The sequence below is a fragment of the Paenibacillus lutimineralis genome, from assembly GCF_003991425.1.
In the GTDB taxonomy this organism is placed as follows: Bacteria; Bacillota; Bacilli; order Paenibacillales; family Paenibacillaceae; genus Fontibacillus; species Fontibacillus lutimineralis.
In genome coordinates, this window is the sequence record NZ_CP034346.1 from 4,600,451 (window position 1) to 4,617,927 (window position 17,477).

A 17,477-nucleotide genomic window follows, 5' to 3' on the forward strand; every position below is an offset into this window, starting at 1 on the left:
TTAAGCTGATACTTCTCTTAAGAGAATCGCCTCTTCAATCAATTTTTTGTGTATCTTAATAATGCTATCAAGCTGGTTAAGTTTTTCTCTAAGCTTAGTATTGTTTGGTTCTTCCTCTAATTTAGAAAGTATCGAAAAGAATTGTGGGACCTCCCAAACACTTCTTAGAGCAGTACTTAAACAGAATCCATACTGGGCCACTCTTGCGTCTCCCTGCCACCCCATTTCTCGCAATCCTTCTATGTACGAAGTAAATAAAGAGTTCTGAAACATTTGATATTGACTAGGTGGAATAGTTCCCAGGCTCATATTCACCCCACATAATTTGCCCAAGTCTTCGCCAATACCCGAGATACTCATGAACTGCCAGTCGATTAACACGAGATGACTTTCACTTGATTCTTTCGTGACGAGCAACATATTCATCTGACTTAAATCTTGATGTGCCAGTACACGTGGTAAATGTTGGAGCGAGTCTAATAATGAGTCAATATTTTTGAGCACCTCTTGATACCAAGCCCACGTACTCTGAATATTTTCTATTGATATCCGACTTACATACGCCTCCATATTTGGAGCATACTTGCGACTTGCAGTCGTCCATGACTTGAGCCATGCCCTGCATATCCACTCATGTTCAGGTAATTTTTTTGCTCCTTCCAGATAAGCCCCATTAAACCTGCCTAATTGCCGGGCAATATATGAAAATTGCTCAATTGTATACGCATATTCGCCCTCAACATATTCCATCCAGAGCCAAATGGTACCATCTTGTTGTTCTTCAACCAAATAGCTTTTTGCCGTGTAAATAGAGTTAGGAAGTTCTTTTAAAACTCCTGACTCAAAAACAAGCGCTTCACGTCGCCAATAGTTGTGATGTACAAAGTTATCTTTTTCCTCTGAGTCTGGTTTAATGATTTTTAAGATAACGCACCAGGGCTTCAATTCATCGTACAACTTCACTAGACCATGCAAACGTAATATAGCAGATGTTGTGAAATTCGGGGTTTTGTAACCAATATCATCACAAGTTATTGATACAAGTTCAACAGTTTGATTTTCATAAATGAATTGAATGCAAGTTATGATCTGTTCAATCTTATTCTCTAAATTAATGGTAGAATTATTTATCAACATAATTTTGGAGTGCATTTAATTGGTCTCCTTGTTGAGCTTATTTTTACCTGTATTGATTTCCGATAACGTTCTTAGTATTCACGAAACGCCCCAGCCTAAGATAAGAGCTATCTAAGGCTGAGGCGTTTGTTGACTGAGCTCATTCCATAATTATATATCTGACCAACCAAAGGGCGATAGTCCTGAAGTGTGAATACGGTGTTATAGGAAGTCGCATCCTCGCTTATAATTTTGAAATTATCCATGATGAATCGTTTTTTTAGAGATAACCCCATGGACAAAAAGGAAATAAATGAGAGTATAGATTAGGCTAAAAGACATCGTAAAAATCCATATCCCGAAATCCCATGGTGAAATTGCGAATCCACCGGTATGAGTCATTGTTTCGTGAAAAGTGAAAAAAACTATACCTAATCCAATAAGTTCTTGCCCAACAATCCAAATTATAAAAAATCTTAATCCTTTTGCACTTTTACAAAAATATATTATATTCAATAAACCAATAACATAATACCCAATAGTCCATGCCAATATTGATTCCATTGTAAGTATATCAGTTCTACTTATCTCCTCTACGTACTGATTTAATAAATTGATGATATAGATTACCGAAAGTGGTATGAGTGTATAAACACTTAAAAATAGAACGAATTTAAAGAAATATCTCAGTGCAACTACTCCTTATCACTCTTAATATGGTCTGTTCCTCTCAACAACTTCTAGGTCTTTATTTCTTATCTAGAACAACAATTAAGTCCACTTCTATTTTTGCCCTGCGCCAATCCAGCATTAATAAGTGCTAATGTTCCCCATTCAATAGTGTAACCCCGTTTACCATAGTTGCCTCCTTTGTTATTCGTTTTTTGTTATTTTACATAACGTCTTTTTGGCGAACCCTCACTGACTTAAGCCGTTGTTGTTTAATCTGACTATCTAGCTCTTCTATTTTCATAAAAATTCTTGAGTAAAGATTCTCTACGTTTTCATCGGTTTTTTCATCATTATACAAACCTAATCCCCAGCCTTTTAATGAACCATCTTCATTTGATTTATAGACACCGACAGCATAGATAGTACCTGGAGACCAGTCCCAAATCTCCTCATATTCGATATCCTTTTCAGTAAAAGGTACATGACTTGTAGTTGAAATAAAAAAGAATGGTATTGGTGAATTTGTATAGATGTCTGCATATTGTCTTTCTGCTGCTTGATTAAGATTTTCTCTCATAACCAAAACAGCATCATACTTATCTGATTCTCCTTTATTCAAATCATCAAATGAAATTTCTTTGAAGTGAACTTGCTCTTCTTTTATTTGCGGTAGTTCTCCAATAACTGCTATAAATAAAGACTTTCCATCATATAATTCAAATTTTGATTCAAATTTGGTACTCGTGCAAGCTGATAGGACAAACAATATAATTAATAATATAAAAATTATATATCGCCCTCTTTTATTCGCCATATAATCTTTCCTTTATTTTCTTCAATTATTTCAGGTTTTCTCTTAGGGAAAAGTATGTCCGCAGCTTATACTCCCCGAATCAGTTTCTGCGGACCAAGAGTCAACGGCTCGATGTTTGAATATAGTGTTATTTGATGAGGATACCTTCTTTGAGATACTTATGAGATTCTAAAATCTTGTTTAATTATGGTATGGATACCTTCTAATCCCTCAATCGTAATAGACTCTTCTTTCTCTGATAACTTTAAAATGTTATGTTCCTCATAGAACTTGTTCCAAAATCTAACTGCCGAATTGTTTACCTTTAACTGTTCTACTCTAATTATCCCCTCTAATGTTCCTAAAACTAATTGAACTGCTTGTTTGGCAATATTCTTTCCTCTATATTTCCTTAAAACAAATAACTCCTGTATAGCAAAATCTATATTTTCATCTACGAATGGAGGTGAACATACCAACACAAATCCAATAACCCTACCGTTTTTCTTAATAAAGTAAGGAAACAACTCACTACGTTCAAGATATAAATAAGTATTAGTCGGATCAAACATTCCTTCATCTCTTAGTTCTTCACCTGTATATTCAGATAGGTCATATAGATAAAAATTGTATAGGTTCAAAAATAATTCTTTCTGATCTTTGTTAATTTGAGCAATTTCAATATTCATACTTCTACATCTCCTTTAATGTTCATGATCCTTTTCATCTAACGTTCTTGTATTCACGATGTCCATTCCCCTTAGATAGCCCTTATCTTATGTATCTGTCCGAATCTTCATCATCGAGAATGCTTCTGGCGGATCAAGGGCTATATGGCCCGAAGCGCGAATAATGCGTTAGACGAAGGTTCATTGAGTTACCCCAGAAAATCTATTTGTCTTAGAAATTCCTCTGTTTCTTTAAGAGTCTTTTCATATGGTTCATTGTCCATGTTCCCATAATTAAAAAATCCATGCCCTAGCCCTTCAAATGATATTAGTTTTGAGTTATTACCTCTCTCTGTCATTCTATCTATAAAATTGCTTACATCTTCTATCGGTATGTTCTTATCTTCGGTCCCATGAAAAAATAAACTGGGTGGCAAGCCTTCCTTCACTTCTTTAATAGGAGAAGCAGATAATAATGGTTCTTTCAAATCTGGAAAAAGGTCTGCAAGTAATTTAGAGTCAACTCCACCATTAAATAAAATCATCGCATTCGGTTTAGAACTAATATATAAGTTATCCATTGGATCATTAAACTGATCAATCATCGCAGCGCATAAACATAAATATCCTCCTGCTGAAGCTCCCACAGTTATAATCTTGTTCGGATTAATACCAAGATCCCTAGAATTCTGCCTTGTCCATCGGATTACAGATTTCGCATTTTTAAGGCTCTCTATTGGAGAAAATAGCCCTTCGATTTCTAATGGACGATACTCGGCAAGTACAGTAGTTATTCCAAGTGATGCGAAGTGTGCAGCATGATGTTGAAATTGACTTGTATTTACTTTGTTATTTGTAAAACCTGCTCCATGATAAAATATCATAGCAGGGTGACTTTCACTTGGCTTCATACACTTATCTACATAAAGTCTAAGATTTCTATACGCTTCTGATTTCTTGTAGTTAACTATGATTGAATCCAGTTGTAATCAGTCCTTTCACTTTCGTCTAACGTTTTGTATTCACGAAATGACCCAGACTTAGATATCTGTTGTTGAGTTTCTGTAAACCAGGTAAGAGCAAGTTGCTCCATTTCCATCACAAACGTCTTCTTTGCTGTACTATATTCACTCGTATTTTCAAAACGTTGGGCTAATTCTTCCTTAAATCGACTGTATCTTTCAACCTCTTGGGGATGAGCTCTTAAATAGTCTCTGAATATGAGATGGCGTTCGATATGAGGATTATCAATTTCATAGAAATGTATATGATGGGTTCTATTCTCTCCACCTTTGCGGAATAACCTTCTTCCTGGGACCCCCCATTCCCCAGCAACATCATAACCAAGAGAACGCATCTTTTCGTTAAATAAATCAATTTTTCTGATGTTTTTGACAATACACATCATGTCAATCACAGGTTTTGCTTTCATTCCTGGAACCGAGGTGCTTCCAAAATGTTCAAATTGTACAATCTCTTCGTTTAATATGGTTTTCAGAAAATTAGCTTCTTCATGATAAAGCCTAATCCAATCCTCACTGAAGTCCCTTAATCTAACCTTCATAATAAATAGCCCTCCACTGACTTCAGTTAAAGTAATAAGTTTCGCTCGTGTTTTTCCAGCCTATAACTGCACGAAACGCCCCTGCCTTAGATAGCTCTTATCTTAGGCTGGGGCGTTTGTTGTCTGAGCTTTCTTCCATGATTATACATCCAACAACCAAGGGGCGAAAGCCCGGCTCGTGAATAAGGTGTTAAATGATGTCTTAATGGAGCGCGAGCGATTTCGGGCCATCTTGGCCCGAAGTGGCAAGGGGTTGGGGCTAGCCAGCAAGCAAGATTTTTTGCGTTTTGGCCATAGGGTAGAATGCATAAAAGTCGCAAGTGTATTGACACCTCCATTTCTTGCCGTATTGCGTTTGCCGGGGTGCAAGGTTATTCTTGTGGTCATTAGTTATAATAAAAACCCTCCACTATAACACCAGACTTTTACGTGATGATATAGTACAAGGATGAGGTGATAGCATTCATGAATACGTACAAAACAACCGAAATAGCGCACAGCATTGGAATCCATCCTAACACTGTGCGGCTTTATGAGGAACTTGGACTCATTCCAAAACCGGAACGGAAAGCGAATGGGTATCGTGTTTTTACAGATTTCCATCTGGAGCAGCTTAAATTTGCGAGAACAGCTCTAAAAGTTGAGGTTTTGCAAAACAGTCTTCGAAAACAAGCAATTGATATTATTAAGACGTCGTCTGCTAGAAATTTTAACAAAGCTATTCATCTGACGAAGCGTTATTACCAACAAATAAAAAGAGAACAAAGAAACGCCGAAGAAGCTATAGCGATTACAGAAAAACTGTTGTTAGGCGAAAACCAAGGACTGAGCAACGCCAACTTAACCAGAAAAGAAGCGGCTGACCTTCTGCAAATCTCCATGGACGCCTTAAGAAATTGGGAAATGAATGGTTTATTGACTGTGAAACGAAAGCAAAATGGTTATCGCGTTTATTCTGATGAGGATATCAAGAAGCTGAAAATTATACGTTCTTTACGCTGCACGAATTATTCCCTTGCCGCAATCTTACGGATGCTAAATGCTTTATCCAGTGATCCCAACGTGGACATACGAGAGGCAATTGATACACCCGAAGAAACGGACGACATTATCTCCGTATGCGATAAACTGCTTACATCCCTGCAATACGCCAAGAAAAACGCTCGAATGATGCTCGCTCACCTGGAGGAAATGAAAAAGCAATTTACTACAAACCCTACATTTTAACACCAGACTTTGCTCTGGTGTTATTTTATTTATGCAAAGAGAGCATTTAGGAGGGATTTGATAACGTGGAAACAACGATCAAGGTAGAAAACTTGAGCAAGTCTTACGCCAACGTCAAAGCAGTTGATCATCTAAATCTTTCGATTTGTCGTGGTGAAGTGTTCGGCTTGCTAGGCGCAAACGGTGCAGGCAAAAGCACCACCATTGAGTGTATATTAGGTACCAAAAAACAGGACAGCGGTACGGTGTCCATATTGGGAATGGATCCGCAAAAAGAACGAAAAAAACTGTTTGAGAAGGTCGGTGTTCAATTTCAAGAAGCCAATTACCAAGAGAAGATAAGAGTATCGGAACTTTGTGAGGTCACTGCATCTCTTTACAAAACGGCTAAGGAATACGCGAGCTTGTTACATCAATTTGGACTTTCCGACAAGCTGAAAAGCTATGTAAGCGAGCTTTCGGGAGGACAGAAGCAACGACTGTTCATCGTTCTTGCGTTAATTCCAAACCCTGAGGTCGTATTTTTAGACGAATTGACTACCGGGCTTGATGCGAGAGCAAGACGGGATGTATGGAAAAGCCTAGCTGATTTAAAAGCGAAAGGGTTGACCATCCTGTTGACCTCTCACTTCATGGACGAGGTGGAAGCTCTTTGTGACAATATCATGATTCTGAAAAAGGGGAGTAGTATTTTTTACGGGACAGTACAGGAAGCGATTGCGGCCAGTCCTCATAAGAAATTTGAGGATGCATATCTTTGGTATACAGACGAGGAGGAAAGAAGATGAGAGCATTTAGGGCATTGCTCAAAACAGAGTCTAAACTGTCTCTTCGCGGGATGGACATGTTCATCTTTGCGCTCTGCATGCCTGTCGTCGTAGTGATCATTTTAGGTGCAGTTTTCGGTAATAAGCCAGCTTTCGATGGCGCAGCTTATACCTTCCTGGAACAATCCTTTGGAGCGGTGGCGACGATTGCAATATGCGCTGGAGGAGTTATGGGACTTCCTTTAGTGGTGTCCGATTACCGAAGCAGGAGGATACTAAAACGCTTTAAGGTAACGCCGACTAGTCCCGCTCTTATACTAGCCGTACAAGTTGTCATTTATGCGATTTATTCCATTGCTTCACTTATCCTTGTTTATATGACTGCAATCATTTTTTTGGGTTATCAATTTCATGGCTCATGGCTACAATTTTTAGGCGCATACTTACTGGTCATGTTGTCCATGTTCAGCATAGGATTACTGGTGGGTGGACTGGCGCCAAACATGAAAATAGCGAGTGCTGTAGCCAGTCTGCTATATTTTCCAATGCTTATTTTCTCTGGTGCTACCTTGCCTTATGAAGTTATGCCTGCGGCGCTTCAAAAAGTGTCCGATATATTACCGCTGACACAGGGCATTAAGATGTTGAAAGCCGCTTCACTTGGCATGCCAATGGATAGTGTCATCATTCCTGTGGTTGTGATGATTGTACTTACAGTGATATGTATGGGTATTTCTCTTCGCTTCTTCAAATGGGAATAATTGGATTAATGTAAAGATAACCGACAACTGGTCTTACTAAAATCCATTATGACGAACTATCCGTCGAATTTAGATAAATATTCTACTTTACTGCCAATACCAAGGGGTATTGGTAGGTAATTAAATGCGCGTTTTTAAGGGCCCTCCGCTAGTTTTAGATAACCCAGCCACTCTCATCGAGCGGACCAAGGGGTCGACAGGCTCCGATGCGTGAATATAATGTTATCCTCATGCTTAATAAAATATGGAATTAAACCATCCTTCTCAAAAAACCATTCAAAAACATCAAATTCAAACAAACCACTCTCTTGATTAAATTCTTGTACTTCATTAAATTCCGACAAGTCATGAAGAAACAATGTCATCAGGTGTTTTAATATTATTTTCTGATTCAAATCAACTTTGACTACTGACATCTTAGATTCACCTCAAAAATAGGACCTTAGAATTTACATTAATTTCACCTAACGTCTATGCATTCACGACATGACCCAGCCTAGTACTTATATAATGTATCAAACAGATTACCCCATCTATTATAATCGGGTGTAATTTCTGAATAATCCCCTCAGAATATATGTACTTTATTCCACTATTGTAAAGCTTTCTTCGCCCTCTCTAATAGGCAGATCAATTATTGTCAATTTCTTTACAGACGCCCTTTTCAATGACCGCATGCAATTGACCAGAAAATTAATTTGGGACTCTTCACCTTGTAATTCTGCTTCCACACTTCCATTATTTAAATTCCTCACCCATCCAGTTAATTTCATTCTTCGAGCAATACAATATATTTCCAGGCGGAATCCTACCTTTTGTACCCTTCCAGAAAAAATCGCTTTTTTTCTGACTATAATACTTGGTGTAAATTTTGGAATCTTAACACGATTTGCATGCCAAATTACATATTTATTTCTTAATTTCTTAAAAACAATCATTCTTCCGTGGACTCCTTTTTTTGTAATTGCTTTTTATTTTTGAAACACACCACCTTAAATTAACGATTTGTTAGTTAATTCTACCAATAATTTTGAATTTTTGCGCTGATTTTCTATAACGTTCCCGTATCAACGATCCAGCCTTAGATAGCTTCTATTTTAGGCTGGGTCGTGTATAGTCTGAGCTTCTTCCACGATTATACATCTGATAACCAAGAGGCGAAAGCTCCATAACGTGAATACGGTGTTAGCTGATGTCGTCGGCTTATCTGAATCTCTCTCGACTCTCTACTATAAGTTCTTCTTGTTCTCCTTTACATTCAAGAAATTTTCCATCTATAACTTTCTTAACCAACCAGCCGGCTTTTTTTCATTACCAACAAACCACTTACCGTCTACATTTTGGATTGTAAATTGTTCTCTTGGTTTCCCAAAAATATTTTGTTGAATAACTTCAATATAATCATTTGTAACTTGTGTAATAATAGCAACGTGTCCAAATTTAGTATCATTAAATACAATTAAATCATCTTGTTGAGGCTTCTCATTATCACCATTTCTATATTGTATCAAGTTCCTTTTAGTATTTATTTGTCCTTGTAGAACACGATCATCAAAAAAATCCTTTGCGTTGCCATAGACATCTGGCATTTTATGATCTTTTGCATCGTAATAAAAACGTTTCACAAATTCAACACATTGCCATTTTTGTCCATAATAATATCCATCGTCACTAAAATTTCTACCATAATCTTTTTGATAAACAATACCATTGTTATAAACTGGAACACCTTTATACTCATCCACGACTTTTCCGACTTCTCTGGTAACTTTATAGAAGTACATCAAACCACCAAATATGCTGATAAGAAGAATAAAAGTTAAAACTAACAAAATCTTTTTCTTCAAAATAACTTCTCCTTGGGTTTCAAGTGAATTGTTTCAGTTATTAATATCTCTTTGTCGATTTCTTATAACTTTCTTGTATTTACGAAACGCCCCAGCCTTAAATAGCTCTTATCTTTGGCTAAGGCGTTTGTTGTCTGAATTTCTTAAACATCTACAGAAAGCTCGATAATGTTCTTAATATCATCAAACATCTTATTCCAATTTCTATCTGTATTATCCATAACATACGAACCAAACGGTAGGGATTTAACTGCCCTTAGTTCTAAACTTTTGCGTCTTATATAGTATTCTATTGTTTTAGGACTTGACCATTTTGGTTTTGAACGAACAATAGCCGTATGTTTCAATGATTCTTCAACGCTGTCTTGCGATATATAGAATAATACTGGATTTAACGGACTAATTATCATTGCGAGGTTTCTTATGTATTCAATGATTTCATCTTCAGTGATTTGAGGATACATTCTATTGATATCATGAATTTGATGTTGAAATAGGACACTTTCGAAAATCGTTACTGTATCTGTATTAGATATTCTTGTAACATACTGTTCAAAGCGTGTGTAGAATACTTTCTTATATATATTAAATGGGACAGTAGCCGTATTCGAATAACAAAATTCTTTGGAAGATAAATATTCAATTAACTCATCACTCCATGGTTTTGGCTCAGGTACTTTATATGGTAATAAAACATAATCATCTTCAATAATCGACTTTAATTGGATCGATTCTTCTTGTTGAGGAAACCTTTTTAGTAAATCATTGTATTCGTTCTTCGTAAGATAAGCATAAAACGGCAAATCAATCGGATGCTCATTACCTTCAACATATACTTTTGTGTTTACTCCAACTTCTTTAAGGTAATTATTAAACAATTGGGCTGTAGTTGTTTTCCCTGAACCTGGAATACCTTCAAACATAATTAATTTACTGTTTTTCACTCAACTCACCTTTATCATATTAAATAAACCCATTATTGAATTTTCCATCCATATTTGATAATTCAAAAAGTCGAATTGCTAAAAGATCATAGGATCTCTTAACTCTGACCACTGCATTACTGGTTCTTGTTTCTCTCCCATTGTTATTACGCCTACATAAATACACTCGCTATCTCTGTGTACTAGATAATGCTCTAACATTCCTCGATTTATCCTTGAAATATGTTTCGACAGTACCTCATGAATAGCTAGCCACTCTAGTTCTCCTTCATAAGAAGCAACAATCTGATTTTTTAGTGTCTCGCCAATATAAACATACTGTTGCCTAATCTCATTTTCTTTTATTCTAATAAGTATATATCTCAGCTTTAAATCTAATAGTTCTGACTCTTTTATCCCTGACTCTTCTAAGATCTCTCTATAACATGCTGTTTTAGGATCGTTCAACTCATCAGGCTCAAGATGTCCTCCCAGCCCACTCCAAAACTCATTATTGTACAAGCGACTTTTAGATTTCTTTATCATCAGCAATTTCTCTTCTTTGAAGATGTAGGCAGTAGCCAACTGACGAAGTTCCATGTGGCTCATTCCTTTGTCCTGTAATCAATTGCATCCCTTTCACATAACGTTCATGTATTCACAATGTCCCACCGACTTAAGACAACAAAGTCGCCAGCCGGGATGCGTTTAGTGTGTGCGAATGTGTCCGGCTGATTCCTCTACTCTGTATTGAAATGCAATGCATCATCGTGCTACTTCCGAACCGAGGGGCGACATCTCGACCCGTAACGTGTATTTGGTGTTAGATGATGTCATCTGCCTTCTTGGAGCACCCTATCATCCTCACCATTCATTTGATTTCAATCCATAAATTAATCTATCGAGATATTTGCCATTTATATATTCGCTCCCCCGAAATGCCCCTTCCGGACCAAAAGATCGGCTTGTCGAACCGCAGCGTTGAATGCGATGATAGATGATGTCGTCGCTTTCTTCAAATTACTTGGAAAAGCTCTTGAAATAATTGTTTACTTCCTTGGGCTTTCTGAAAATAACAATATTCTTACTTCCCTTGTACTTCTCTAATACTTTAATTATTCTCATTCGTTGATTCTTCCTGAAATTCCACACGGACTTTATAAATTTATAATCAATACTTTCTGGACAATCCTTCCCCATGTATTCTCCAGTTGTACCATGATTCCAAATTGTCCTTTTTATCACCCTATAAAGACATAGATATCGTGGAAAATCGAAAAAGTAAACAGTGTCAGCAAAAGGAATTCTAAAATCTAACGTCCTTCCATAGTTTCCATCCATGATATAGGTTTCTTGAAGTAATAAATTTTTAAGTATTTCATCAAACTCCTGATTACTACAACTGATCCATCCTGGTTTCCAGTAAAATGAATCTAAATGAATCACAGGTAATCCTGATTCTTTGCTAAGTCTTGATGAAAAAGTTGACTTACCAGTTCCGGGACAACCAATGACTAACACTTTTTTCATTTCTTCCTCCATTGAATTGCTCTCAAAAAAATTTTGCGACGATTTCATCTAACGTTCCTGTATTCATAAACCCAAGAACATTAAGCCACATTGTCTGCAAGACAGAAAACGTGATATCTCCATATTAACGAAAAACTCCAAAGAAATTATTTAGTTAAGAATGCATAAATATTAATCTTCCATTTACGAAAGTTAACCTTACATAATTCAGCTGGGTAAAAATCCTCTCCATTTAAACAATCATCTAGTCTTTTCTCAAAATACTTGAGGGTATCGCTATCTAATTCTAATATGAGGGTAGAATTCTCAGGTAATATCCTGTCATACTCTTCATTTATTGTTATTTTTAAGATATCTATTGTTTTCTTTGTAAGAGTTAATGATACTTCATCTAGCTTAACTGTTGTATCCCCAGGCAATTTCATTCTTGAAAGTAATAATCCTGCCCCATAAACATCAAAGATTAAATTAATTGATGTTTTACTGTCTTGCTTAATTTTAATCAAATTCTCAACTCCAGTTAATTATTGGTACTTGCCCTTAGCACATATCTTACCGATCCATCTTTAAATATAGGTTTTAAAGTCACACATCCTTGGTGTGCTAAAAAATAATAAAAGTCTTTTAATGGGGTTACATATAACGTTTTGTATTGACGAAATGACCCCGCCTTAGATAACTCCTATCTTAGGCGGGGTCATTTGTTGTCTGAGCTACTTCTATGATTATACATCCTGATAACCAAAGGGCGATAGCCCTGTAGCGTGAATACGAAGTTAGATGAAGCTAATGCCTTTATCGATCACAAAAAGATACTGGATAAGGAGAAAACCATATTGGGGAATAAGTAAATGGCATACAGGAAAACCTAAATCCGGTAACTTCATTAACTAACGGATCTAGGAGGTTGGCAAATGGCAAAGTTTTTCGTTTTAACAATATTATTATTGGTGGCAGGCTGTTCGTCCCATAACAATATGATGCAAAAGCAAGTGACTCCTAATCAAAAACAAATTTCAACTCATGATCATGCTGCTGCACCAAACTCTGTCCTCACACAGGCATCATCAACAGCAACATCTTGGCAAGAGAGATCATCTATTACAACAAAAGAAACACAAAATGGAATTCCATCGGATTTGTTGGATCTGATTCGAACACCGGATGGAAATCCAGCAAACCAGGCACCTGCAGGAAATCCTGAAAATAAGGAGCCAACAGGTTCAACAGGACAAGTACAGGAGGGTAAGAAAGATACTACGGATAAATCCGACTTCGAGCAGCAGGTTCTGGATCTAGTCAATCAAGAAAGGGCCAAAACAGGATTAAGTTCCTTGAATAGGAGTGAAGAATTGTCAAATGTGGCTATGGTCAAGGCACAGGACATGTACAACAACAATTACTTTGATCATAATTCTCCAACACATGGATCCCCCTTCGATATGATGAAGGAATTCGGGATCACATACAATACCGCTGGAGAAAACATCGCAAAAGGGCAAACCACCCCTACCCAGGTTATGAAGGAGTGGATGAATAGCCCTGGCCACAAAGCAAATATACTGAATAATAGTTATACTCATATCGGTATTGCTTATTATAACAACACATGGGTCCAGGAATTTACTGGATAGCGCCTCTCATCTCCCAACAATAAAGTATCAAAAACCCGCAATTTATGTCGGGTTTTTGATACTTACAGATCCTGCATACACCACCAGTTGTTTTGTGTCCTCGAACTGACTCGAATTATCAATCTCATCCATCTCCATCTTGTCTGCTGAATGACTTCATAGAAATGCCTCAGCAGACCGAGAGTTTCAGCCCGCAACGTGAATGTGTTGTTTTATGTTATCAGGCTCTACTTTGCCATCTTTGAATATGCAAAGCCTTACTTAAACTTTTCTATAATTTCATTAATTTGTTTAATATGTCTTTGTTCATGTAAATACAGTGATCTAACCCATTCAATTAATAACATCTCTTTAAAGACTGGATGTATAAAATGTCTTCTACTCAGCACTGCTGGGTCATCTACTGTATTTAATATTTCATGTAACTTATTTCTTGAATAGTTTAACTTCTCAATGATTTCTTCATATTCTAAAAACTCATCAGTTGGTTTAGCAATGTCAGGAGCTTCTAACTTATTACTTCTATCAAGTAGAAATTCTAATGGTTTATTCTCTATGAGTGAATCTTCTGTGCACTTTAATCCTTTCCTTATTGCTACAACGTATAGTTCTTCTGTTTTAGCTAGGTGTTGACATACCTGACTGATACTCCAACTGAATGAGTCTTTTTGTTTGTTTAATTGATCTTCACTCAATCCATCAAGAATCCCTAGTAATTCGTCTCTTGTTTCTTTTAATTTTTGATTGATTTCTTGAAGTTCCATGGAAAACCCCCTTACTTTATTTTTTGCGGATATTTCCTATAACGTTCTTGTATCTACGAACCCGAGAGACTTAAGGGAGCGACCGGGTCCGACGGACTTTCCCACGCAGGATTGTGAGCTGAATCTACTTCTCTGTTCACCTCTTCTTGCGAACCAAAGGCCGAACGGCTCGCTGTTTAGATACGATGTTATCTGATGTTATTGCCCTCTTGAATAGTCACACAAAAAATTAGCGAATTATTAGGAGCCTTGTATATATATCATAATCTCTTTTGCTCTAATAATTACTCGGTTTCCAACAATGGCCTCTCCTTTACCCAATATAAAACCTCTTCTGTTCTTGATAACTTCATAATATAATTCAACTCTATCACCTGGATAAGCATTGCCTATAATTTCAATACCGTTTAAAGATGAAAGAAAGCCCAAACTATTCTCCTTACTTGATGTTGTGAATGCTCCTAATTGCGCTAATGCCTCCACAATCATCATACTTGGCATACATTGACTTGACTCAGTAATAAACCATTCATTACATGTCACATTCTTATATCCTTTAGCCCACTTACCTTGCTCTAACTCAACAATTCGATCAATCATTAAAAATGGATATCGATGTGGAATTACGCTTGGAATATCAATCATTGGTATGCACCTCAAAATTATTTATTCATGGTCTTTAATGAACTGTAGTCCTTAATAAAATATTTGCAACAATTTCATATAACTTTGTTGTATCTACGAACCCTTACTGGCTTAAGGCGCGTATGCGTCGGGTCCGACGGACTTAGTCTGTGCAGGGTTGTCTGCCTTATTTCGCTTCTCTTAAATGCCTCGGGCAGACCAAAGGGACTTCAGCCCCGCCGCGTAGATACAGTGTTATAGGATGTCAGTGCCTTCCCGAAATACCAACATATTTGCCCATAAAATTTTAAGTAGTTAAGTGTTCTTTGTTTACATTACGAATTATTTAGTGGATAGTTCATCAATCGCTTGAATAGATAGTTCCAACGCTTTAATCCTTCTTTCTAAAAGCGTTCTTTGGGGACTACCAGTCTTTGACTTAGCATAACTATTTTCAATTGATGGAAATAAACCAGTAATAACATTGCGAGCTTCTGCTAAATCTTCCTGAGTATAGTGATGGGGACTTTGATTCCAAACGTTTTCTAGCATAGCTAGGCCGATGTAAACAGCTTTGAGTCTTTTCTTTACCAGAGTAGTATTTACGCCATTATTAGTCATCTGGGATAAGGCATTCTCGAGCTTACTAATTGTTGATTGCAAAGATTTTATTGATTCCAACTTATCTACATATGATACCTCTTCCATGTAATTAATGTCCTTTCTTCGCACCTAATCAAAGTGAATTGCCCGTTATCTTAATAATTTCAAAAGAAATTTGCTTTTGTTTTTTTCGTTTAGCGCTGATTTTCATATAACGTTCTTGTATCTACGAACCGAAAGGCCTAAGCCTGCAGCGTAGATACGGTATTATGTGAAGTTCATGATTTTTCATTGAATTAATATGATTATATTCTTATGATTTTGTTTCAAGTTCAGCCCATTCCTTAAATGTCCTTAATATATCTTGTAGATTTCTTGTTCCTCCATAACCTTTAAATACACACTCTTCAATTCTACAGTGAAACCAATCAGTCTCACTTCTTGCGATATCAATTTGTTTAAATAGCTTCTCTTCTAATTCTGTGTCCATTAGAGATATTTCTAGCTTCCACCCTGGATTATCTAATGTTTCGAGCTTTATTCCATAAATATGTTCCCAATCTTCATTGCATTGGAGTTCATACCATTCTTCAATCCACTCTAAGTAATTAATAGCCTTTGACCTTCTTTCTTTTGTTTTTCGTTATTTAGTGCACTTCATGAATTTCACATATCGTACCTGTATTCACGACGTCCAACTCCCTTAAGCCCGAAGGGCGGCCGGAGTTGGATGTGTCCAGCTACTTGTGCATCCCTGCTATGAATACTCAACATCGAACCTCCTCATTCTTCTGCCGAATCGAGGGTTGAATGGCCTGAATATAATGTTATCGGATGTTACCGAATCCTTGAACTACTTAATCAATATCTCCGATCTTCCATTCATCATTGGAGTTCTTAGCCTTTATAAAAACGTAATTATAATTAAATGCCTCACCTGAAATCACTATATCTTCAGCTTTTACTAAGGCAACAAATGAATATTTCTGTTCTTGTATATTTATTTCATCTAATAGTTTGACTGTTTTTAGTTTATATTTCGGCAGGCCATTTATTGGGCTTGTAGCATGGAATAATTTCATATATTCACTTTCGTTCTCTTCAAATGTGTATTTCATTCTTTGGTTAATAAGTCTAATAATATCTAATTCATTTCCGCTATATATATTTTCATTTATATATTCTGGACTTTCTATGACTTGAGAAGATATAGAGTAAGTTGTAAGCAAGTTATTATCCTCGTTTTTTAAATTACAAGACGATAACCAAAATATAAGAGATATCATAACAAATATCTTTTTCAATTGATTTTCTCCCTTCGGTAATTTCCGATAACGTTCTTGTATCTAAGAATCCGAGAAGCTTAAGACGCATCGCACCGCGTCGACGGACTTATTCTCGCAAGGTTTTGAGCTGGATCTTCTTTCTCTGCCTCCCACTTCTTGCGAACCAAGGTCCGAACGACCCACAGCGTAGATACGATGTTATCCGATGCCTCTGATCTCTTTGAAATCCCGTAGTGATCCATAGCGATCTTTTTCTTTTACATAGGGCACATTATTTTTCATAATGTTTTAAATCTGATTCCGTTATACCTTTTTGCTTTCCTTCTTCAGTTAATCTATAACCAAACTGTATTACTTCGTTATGTGCAAAATATATATATTCAACATCTGGTTCATCCTTAAATATTACTTCGGCATAAAAAGATGGCAGCTTTATTCCCCATATTCCTTTGACGGATACTATTTCTTCTCTACCATATTTCTGTTCTTCTATAAGATAGTCAGTGACTCTATCAGCGTATTCAATCTTGTTTGATTGTACATAAATAATTGATACTACTACTAATATAATCATTAGCATTGCTATTATAATTGCAATAATTTTTGTTTTCTTCTTCATAAATAACTTCCTTTATTTGTTTGCTTTATTGATTTTTTGAATCCATTCTCCGAGGTTTCGGGTAACGTTAGGTATTTAC

The 17,477-nt window shown here is 36.5% G+C and carries 22 protein-coding genes; 4 read left to right on the forward strand and 18 right to left on the reverse strand.

Features of this window, described 5'->3' with window-relative positions; translation table 11 throughout:
- The 5 genes from EI981_RS20495 to EI981_RS20515 form a co-directional block, all read right to left on the reverse strand.
- Positions 1-1,152 carry a phosphotransferase gene (locus EI981_RS20495; RefSeq protein ID WP_127001372.1) on the reverse strand — a complete coding sequence of 384 codons (1,152 nt, stop codon included), beginning with the start codon at positions 1,150-1,152 and terminating at the stop codon, positions 1-3.
- 856 nt (positions 1,153-2,008) lie between these two features.
- A complete protein-coding gene (locus EI981_RS20500; protein WP_127001374.1) occupies positions 2,009-2,602 on the reverse strand; it encodes a hypothetical protein in 594 nt (197 codons plus the stop codon).
- A 158-nt stretch (positions 2,603-2,760) separates the two neighbouring features.
- Complete coding sequence (locus tag EI981_RS20505; protein ID WP_127001376.1) at positions 2,761-3,270, reverse strand: GNAT family N-acetyltransferase; 510 nt, start codon at positions 3,268-3,270, stop codon at positions 2,761-2,763.
- Between the two features lie 188 nt (positions 3,271-3,458).
- Positions 3,459-4,160, reverse strand: coding sequence for an alpha/beta hydrolase (locus EI981_RS20510; protein WP_127001378.1), 702 nt, complete (start codon positions 4,158-4,160; stop codon positions 3,459-3,461).
- Positions 4,161-4,216: 56 nt separating this feature from the next.
- Complete coding sequence (locus EI981_RS20515; RefSeq protein ID WP_127001380.1) at positions 4,217-4,813, reverse strand: GrpB family protein; 597 nt, start codon at positions 4,811-4,813, stop codon at positions 4,217-4,219.
- Between the two features lie 465 nt (positions 4,814-5,278).
- Here EI981_RS20515 and EI981_RS20520 point away from each other — a divergent pair, with 465 nt between their 5' ends.
- The 3 genes from EI981_RS20520 to EI981_RS20530 all read left to right on the forward strand — a co-directional run bounded on the left by EI981_RS20520 (position 5,279) and on the right by EI981_RS20530 (position 7,568).
- Positions 5,279-6,040: a MerR family transcriptional regulator gene (locus EI981_RS20520; protein WP_127001382.1), complete on the forward strand. Its 762-nt coding sequence runs from the start codon at positions 5,279-5,281 to the stop codon at positions 6,038-6,040.
- 65 nt (positions 6,041-6,105) lie between these two features.
- The gene (locus EI981_RS20525; protein ID WP_127001384.1) at positions 6,106-6,828 is read left to right on the forward strand and encodes an ABC transporter ATP-binding protein; all 723 of its coding nucleotides are present in this window, start codon (positions 6,106-6,108) and stop codon (positions 6,826-6,828) included.
- Complete coding sequence (locus EI981_RS20530) at positions 6,825-7,568, forward strand: ABC transporter permease (RefSeq protein WP_127001386.1); 744 nt, start codon at positions 6,825-6,827, stop codon at positions 7,566-7,568. Before EI981_RS20525 ends, EI981_RS20530 begins: the two co-directional genes overlap by 4 nt.
- 173 nt (positions 7,569-7,741) lie before the next feature.
- On the opposite strand, the gene EI981_RS20535 is transcribed toward EI981_RS20530, so the two are convergent.
- The 7 genes from EI981_RS20535 to EI981_RS20565 all read right to left on the reverse strand — a co-directional run bounded on the left by EI981_RS20535 (position 7,742) and on the right by EI981_RS20565 (position 12,374).
- Positions 7,742-7,984, reverse strand: a complete 243-nt coding sequence (locus tag EI981_RS20535; RefSeq protein WP_127001388.1) for a hypothetical protein — start codon at positions 7,982-7,984, stop codon at positions 7,742-7,744.
- Between the two features lie 168 nt (positions 7,985-8,152).
- Positions 8,153-8,506, reverse strand: coding sequence for an acylphosphatase (locus EI981_RS20540; RefSeq protein WP_127001390.1), 354 nt, complete (start codon positions 8,504-8,506; stop codon positions 8,153-8,155).
- 336 nt (positions 8,507-8,842) lie between these two features.
- Positions 8,843-9,415 (reverse strand): CHAP domain-containing protein, encoded by a 573-nt coding sequence (locus tag EI981_RS20545; protein WP_227011515.1) that lies wholly within the window; start codon positions 9,413-9,415, stop codon positions 8,843-8,845.
- Between the two features lie 143 nt (positions 9,416-9,558).
- Positions 9,559-10,359 carry a P-loop NTPase family protein gene (locus tag EI981_RS20550; protein WP_127001392.1) on the reverse strand — a complete coding sequence of 267 codons (801 nt, stop codon included), beginning with the start codon at positions 10,357-10,359 and terminating at the stop codon, positions 9,559-9,561.
- A gap of 78 nt (positions 10,360-10,437) precedes the next feature.
- A complete protein-coding gene (locus EI981_RS20555) occupies positions 10,438-10,938 on the reverse strand; it encodes an NUDIX domain-containing protein (RefSeq protein WP_162616232.1) in 501 nt (166 codons plus the stop codon).
- A 420-nt stretch (positions 10,939-11,358) separates the two neighbouring features.
- Positions 11,359-11,868 carry an isopentenyl transferase family protein gene (locus tag EI981_RS20560; RefSeq protein ID WP_127001396.1) on the reverse strand — a complete coding sequence of 170 codons (510 nt, stop codon included), beginning with the start codon at positions 11,866-11,868 and terminating at the stop codon, positions 11,359-11,361.
- Positions 11,869-12,014: 146 nt separating this feature from the next.
- Positions 12,015-12,374, reverse strand: a complete 360-nt coding sequence (locus EI981_RS20565; protein ID WP_127001398.1) for a hypothetical protein — start codon at positions 12,372-12,374, stop codon at positions 12,015-12,017.
- Positions 12,375-12,782: 408 nt separating this feature from the next.
- Here EI981_RS20565 and EI981_RS20570 point away from each other — a divergent pair, with 408 nt between their 5' ends.
- Positions 12,783-13,502, forward strand: coding sequence for a CAP domain-containing protein (locus tag EI981_RS20570; RefSeq protein ID WP_127001400.1), 720 nt, complete (start codon positions 12,783-12,785; stop codon positions 13,500-13,502).
- Positions 13,503-13,759: 257 nt separating this feature from the next.
- Here EI981_RS20570 and EI981_RS20575 read toward each other — a convergent pair whose 3' ends face one another.
- From EI981_RS20575 to EI981_RS20600, 6 genes are all read right to left on the reverse strand, one after another.
- Positions 13,760-14,266 carry a DinB family protein gene (locus tag EI981_RS20575; RefSeq protein ID WP_127001402.1) on the reverse strand — a complete coding sequence of 169 codons (507 nt, stop codon included), beginning with the start codon at positions 14,264-14,266 and terminating at the stop codon, positions 13,760-13,762.
- Positions 14,267-14,506: 240 nt separating this feature from the next.
- Positions 14,507-14,911, reverse strand: coding sequence for a 3-hydroxyacyl-ACP dehydratase FabZ family protein (locus tag EI981_RS20580; RefSeq protein WP_127001404.1), 405 nt, complete (start codon positions 14,909-14,911; stop codon positions 14,507-14,509).
- 321 nt (positions 14,912-15,232) lie between these two features.
- Positions 15,233-15,598 carry a hypothetical protein gene (locus EI981_RS20585; RefSeq protein WP_127001406.1) on the reverse strand — a complete coding sequence of 122 codons (366 nt, stop codon included), beginning with the start codon at positions 15,596-15,598 and terminating at the stop codon, positions 15,233-15,235.
- Between the two features lie 208 nt (positions 15,599-15,806).
- Positions 15,807-16,106, reverse strand: coding sequence for an immunity 53 family protein (locus EI981_RS20590; RefSeq protein ID WP_127001408.1), 300 nt, complete (start codon positions 16,104-16,106; stop codon positions 15,807-15,809).
- 244 nt (positions 16,107-16,350) lie between these two features.
- Positions 16,351-16,797, reverse strand: coding sequence for a hypothetical protein (locus EI981_RS20595; RefSeq protein ID WP_127001410.1), 447 nt, complete (start codon positions 16,795-16,797; stop codon positions 16,351-16,353).
- Positions 16,798-17,050: 253 nt separating this feature from the next.
- Positions 17,051-17,398, reverse strand: a complete 348-nt coding sequence (locus tag EI981_RS20600) for a DUF3139 domain-containing protein (RefSeq protein ID WP_127001412.1) — start codon at positions 17,396-17,398, stop codon at positions 17,051-17,053.
- Positions 17,399-17,477 lie beyond the last annotated feature (79 nt).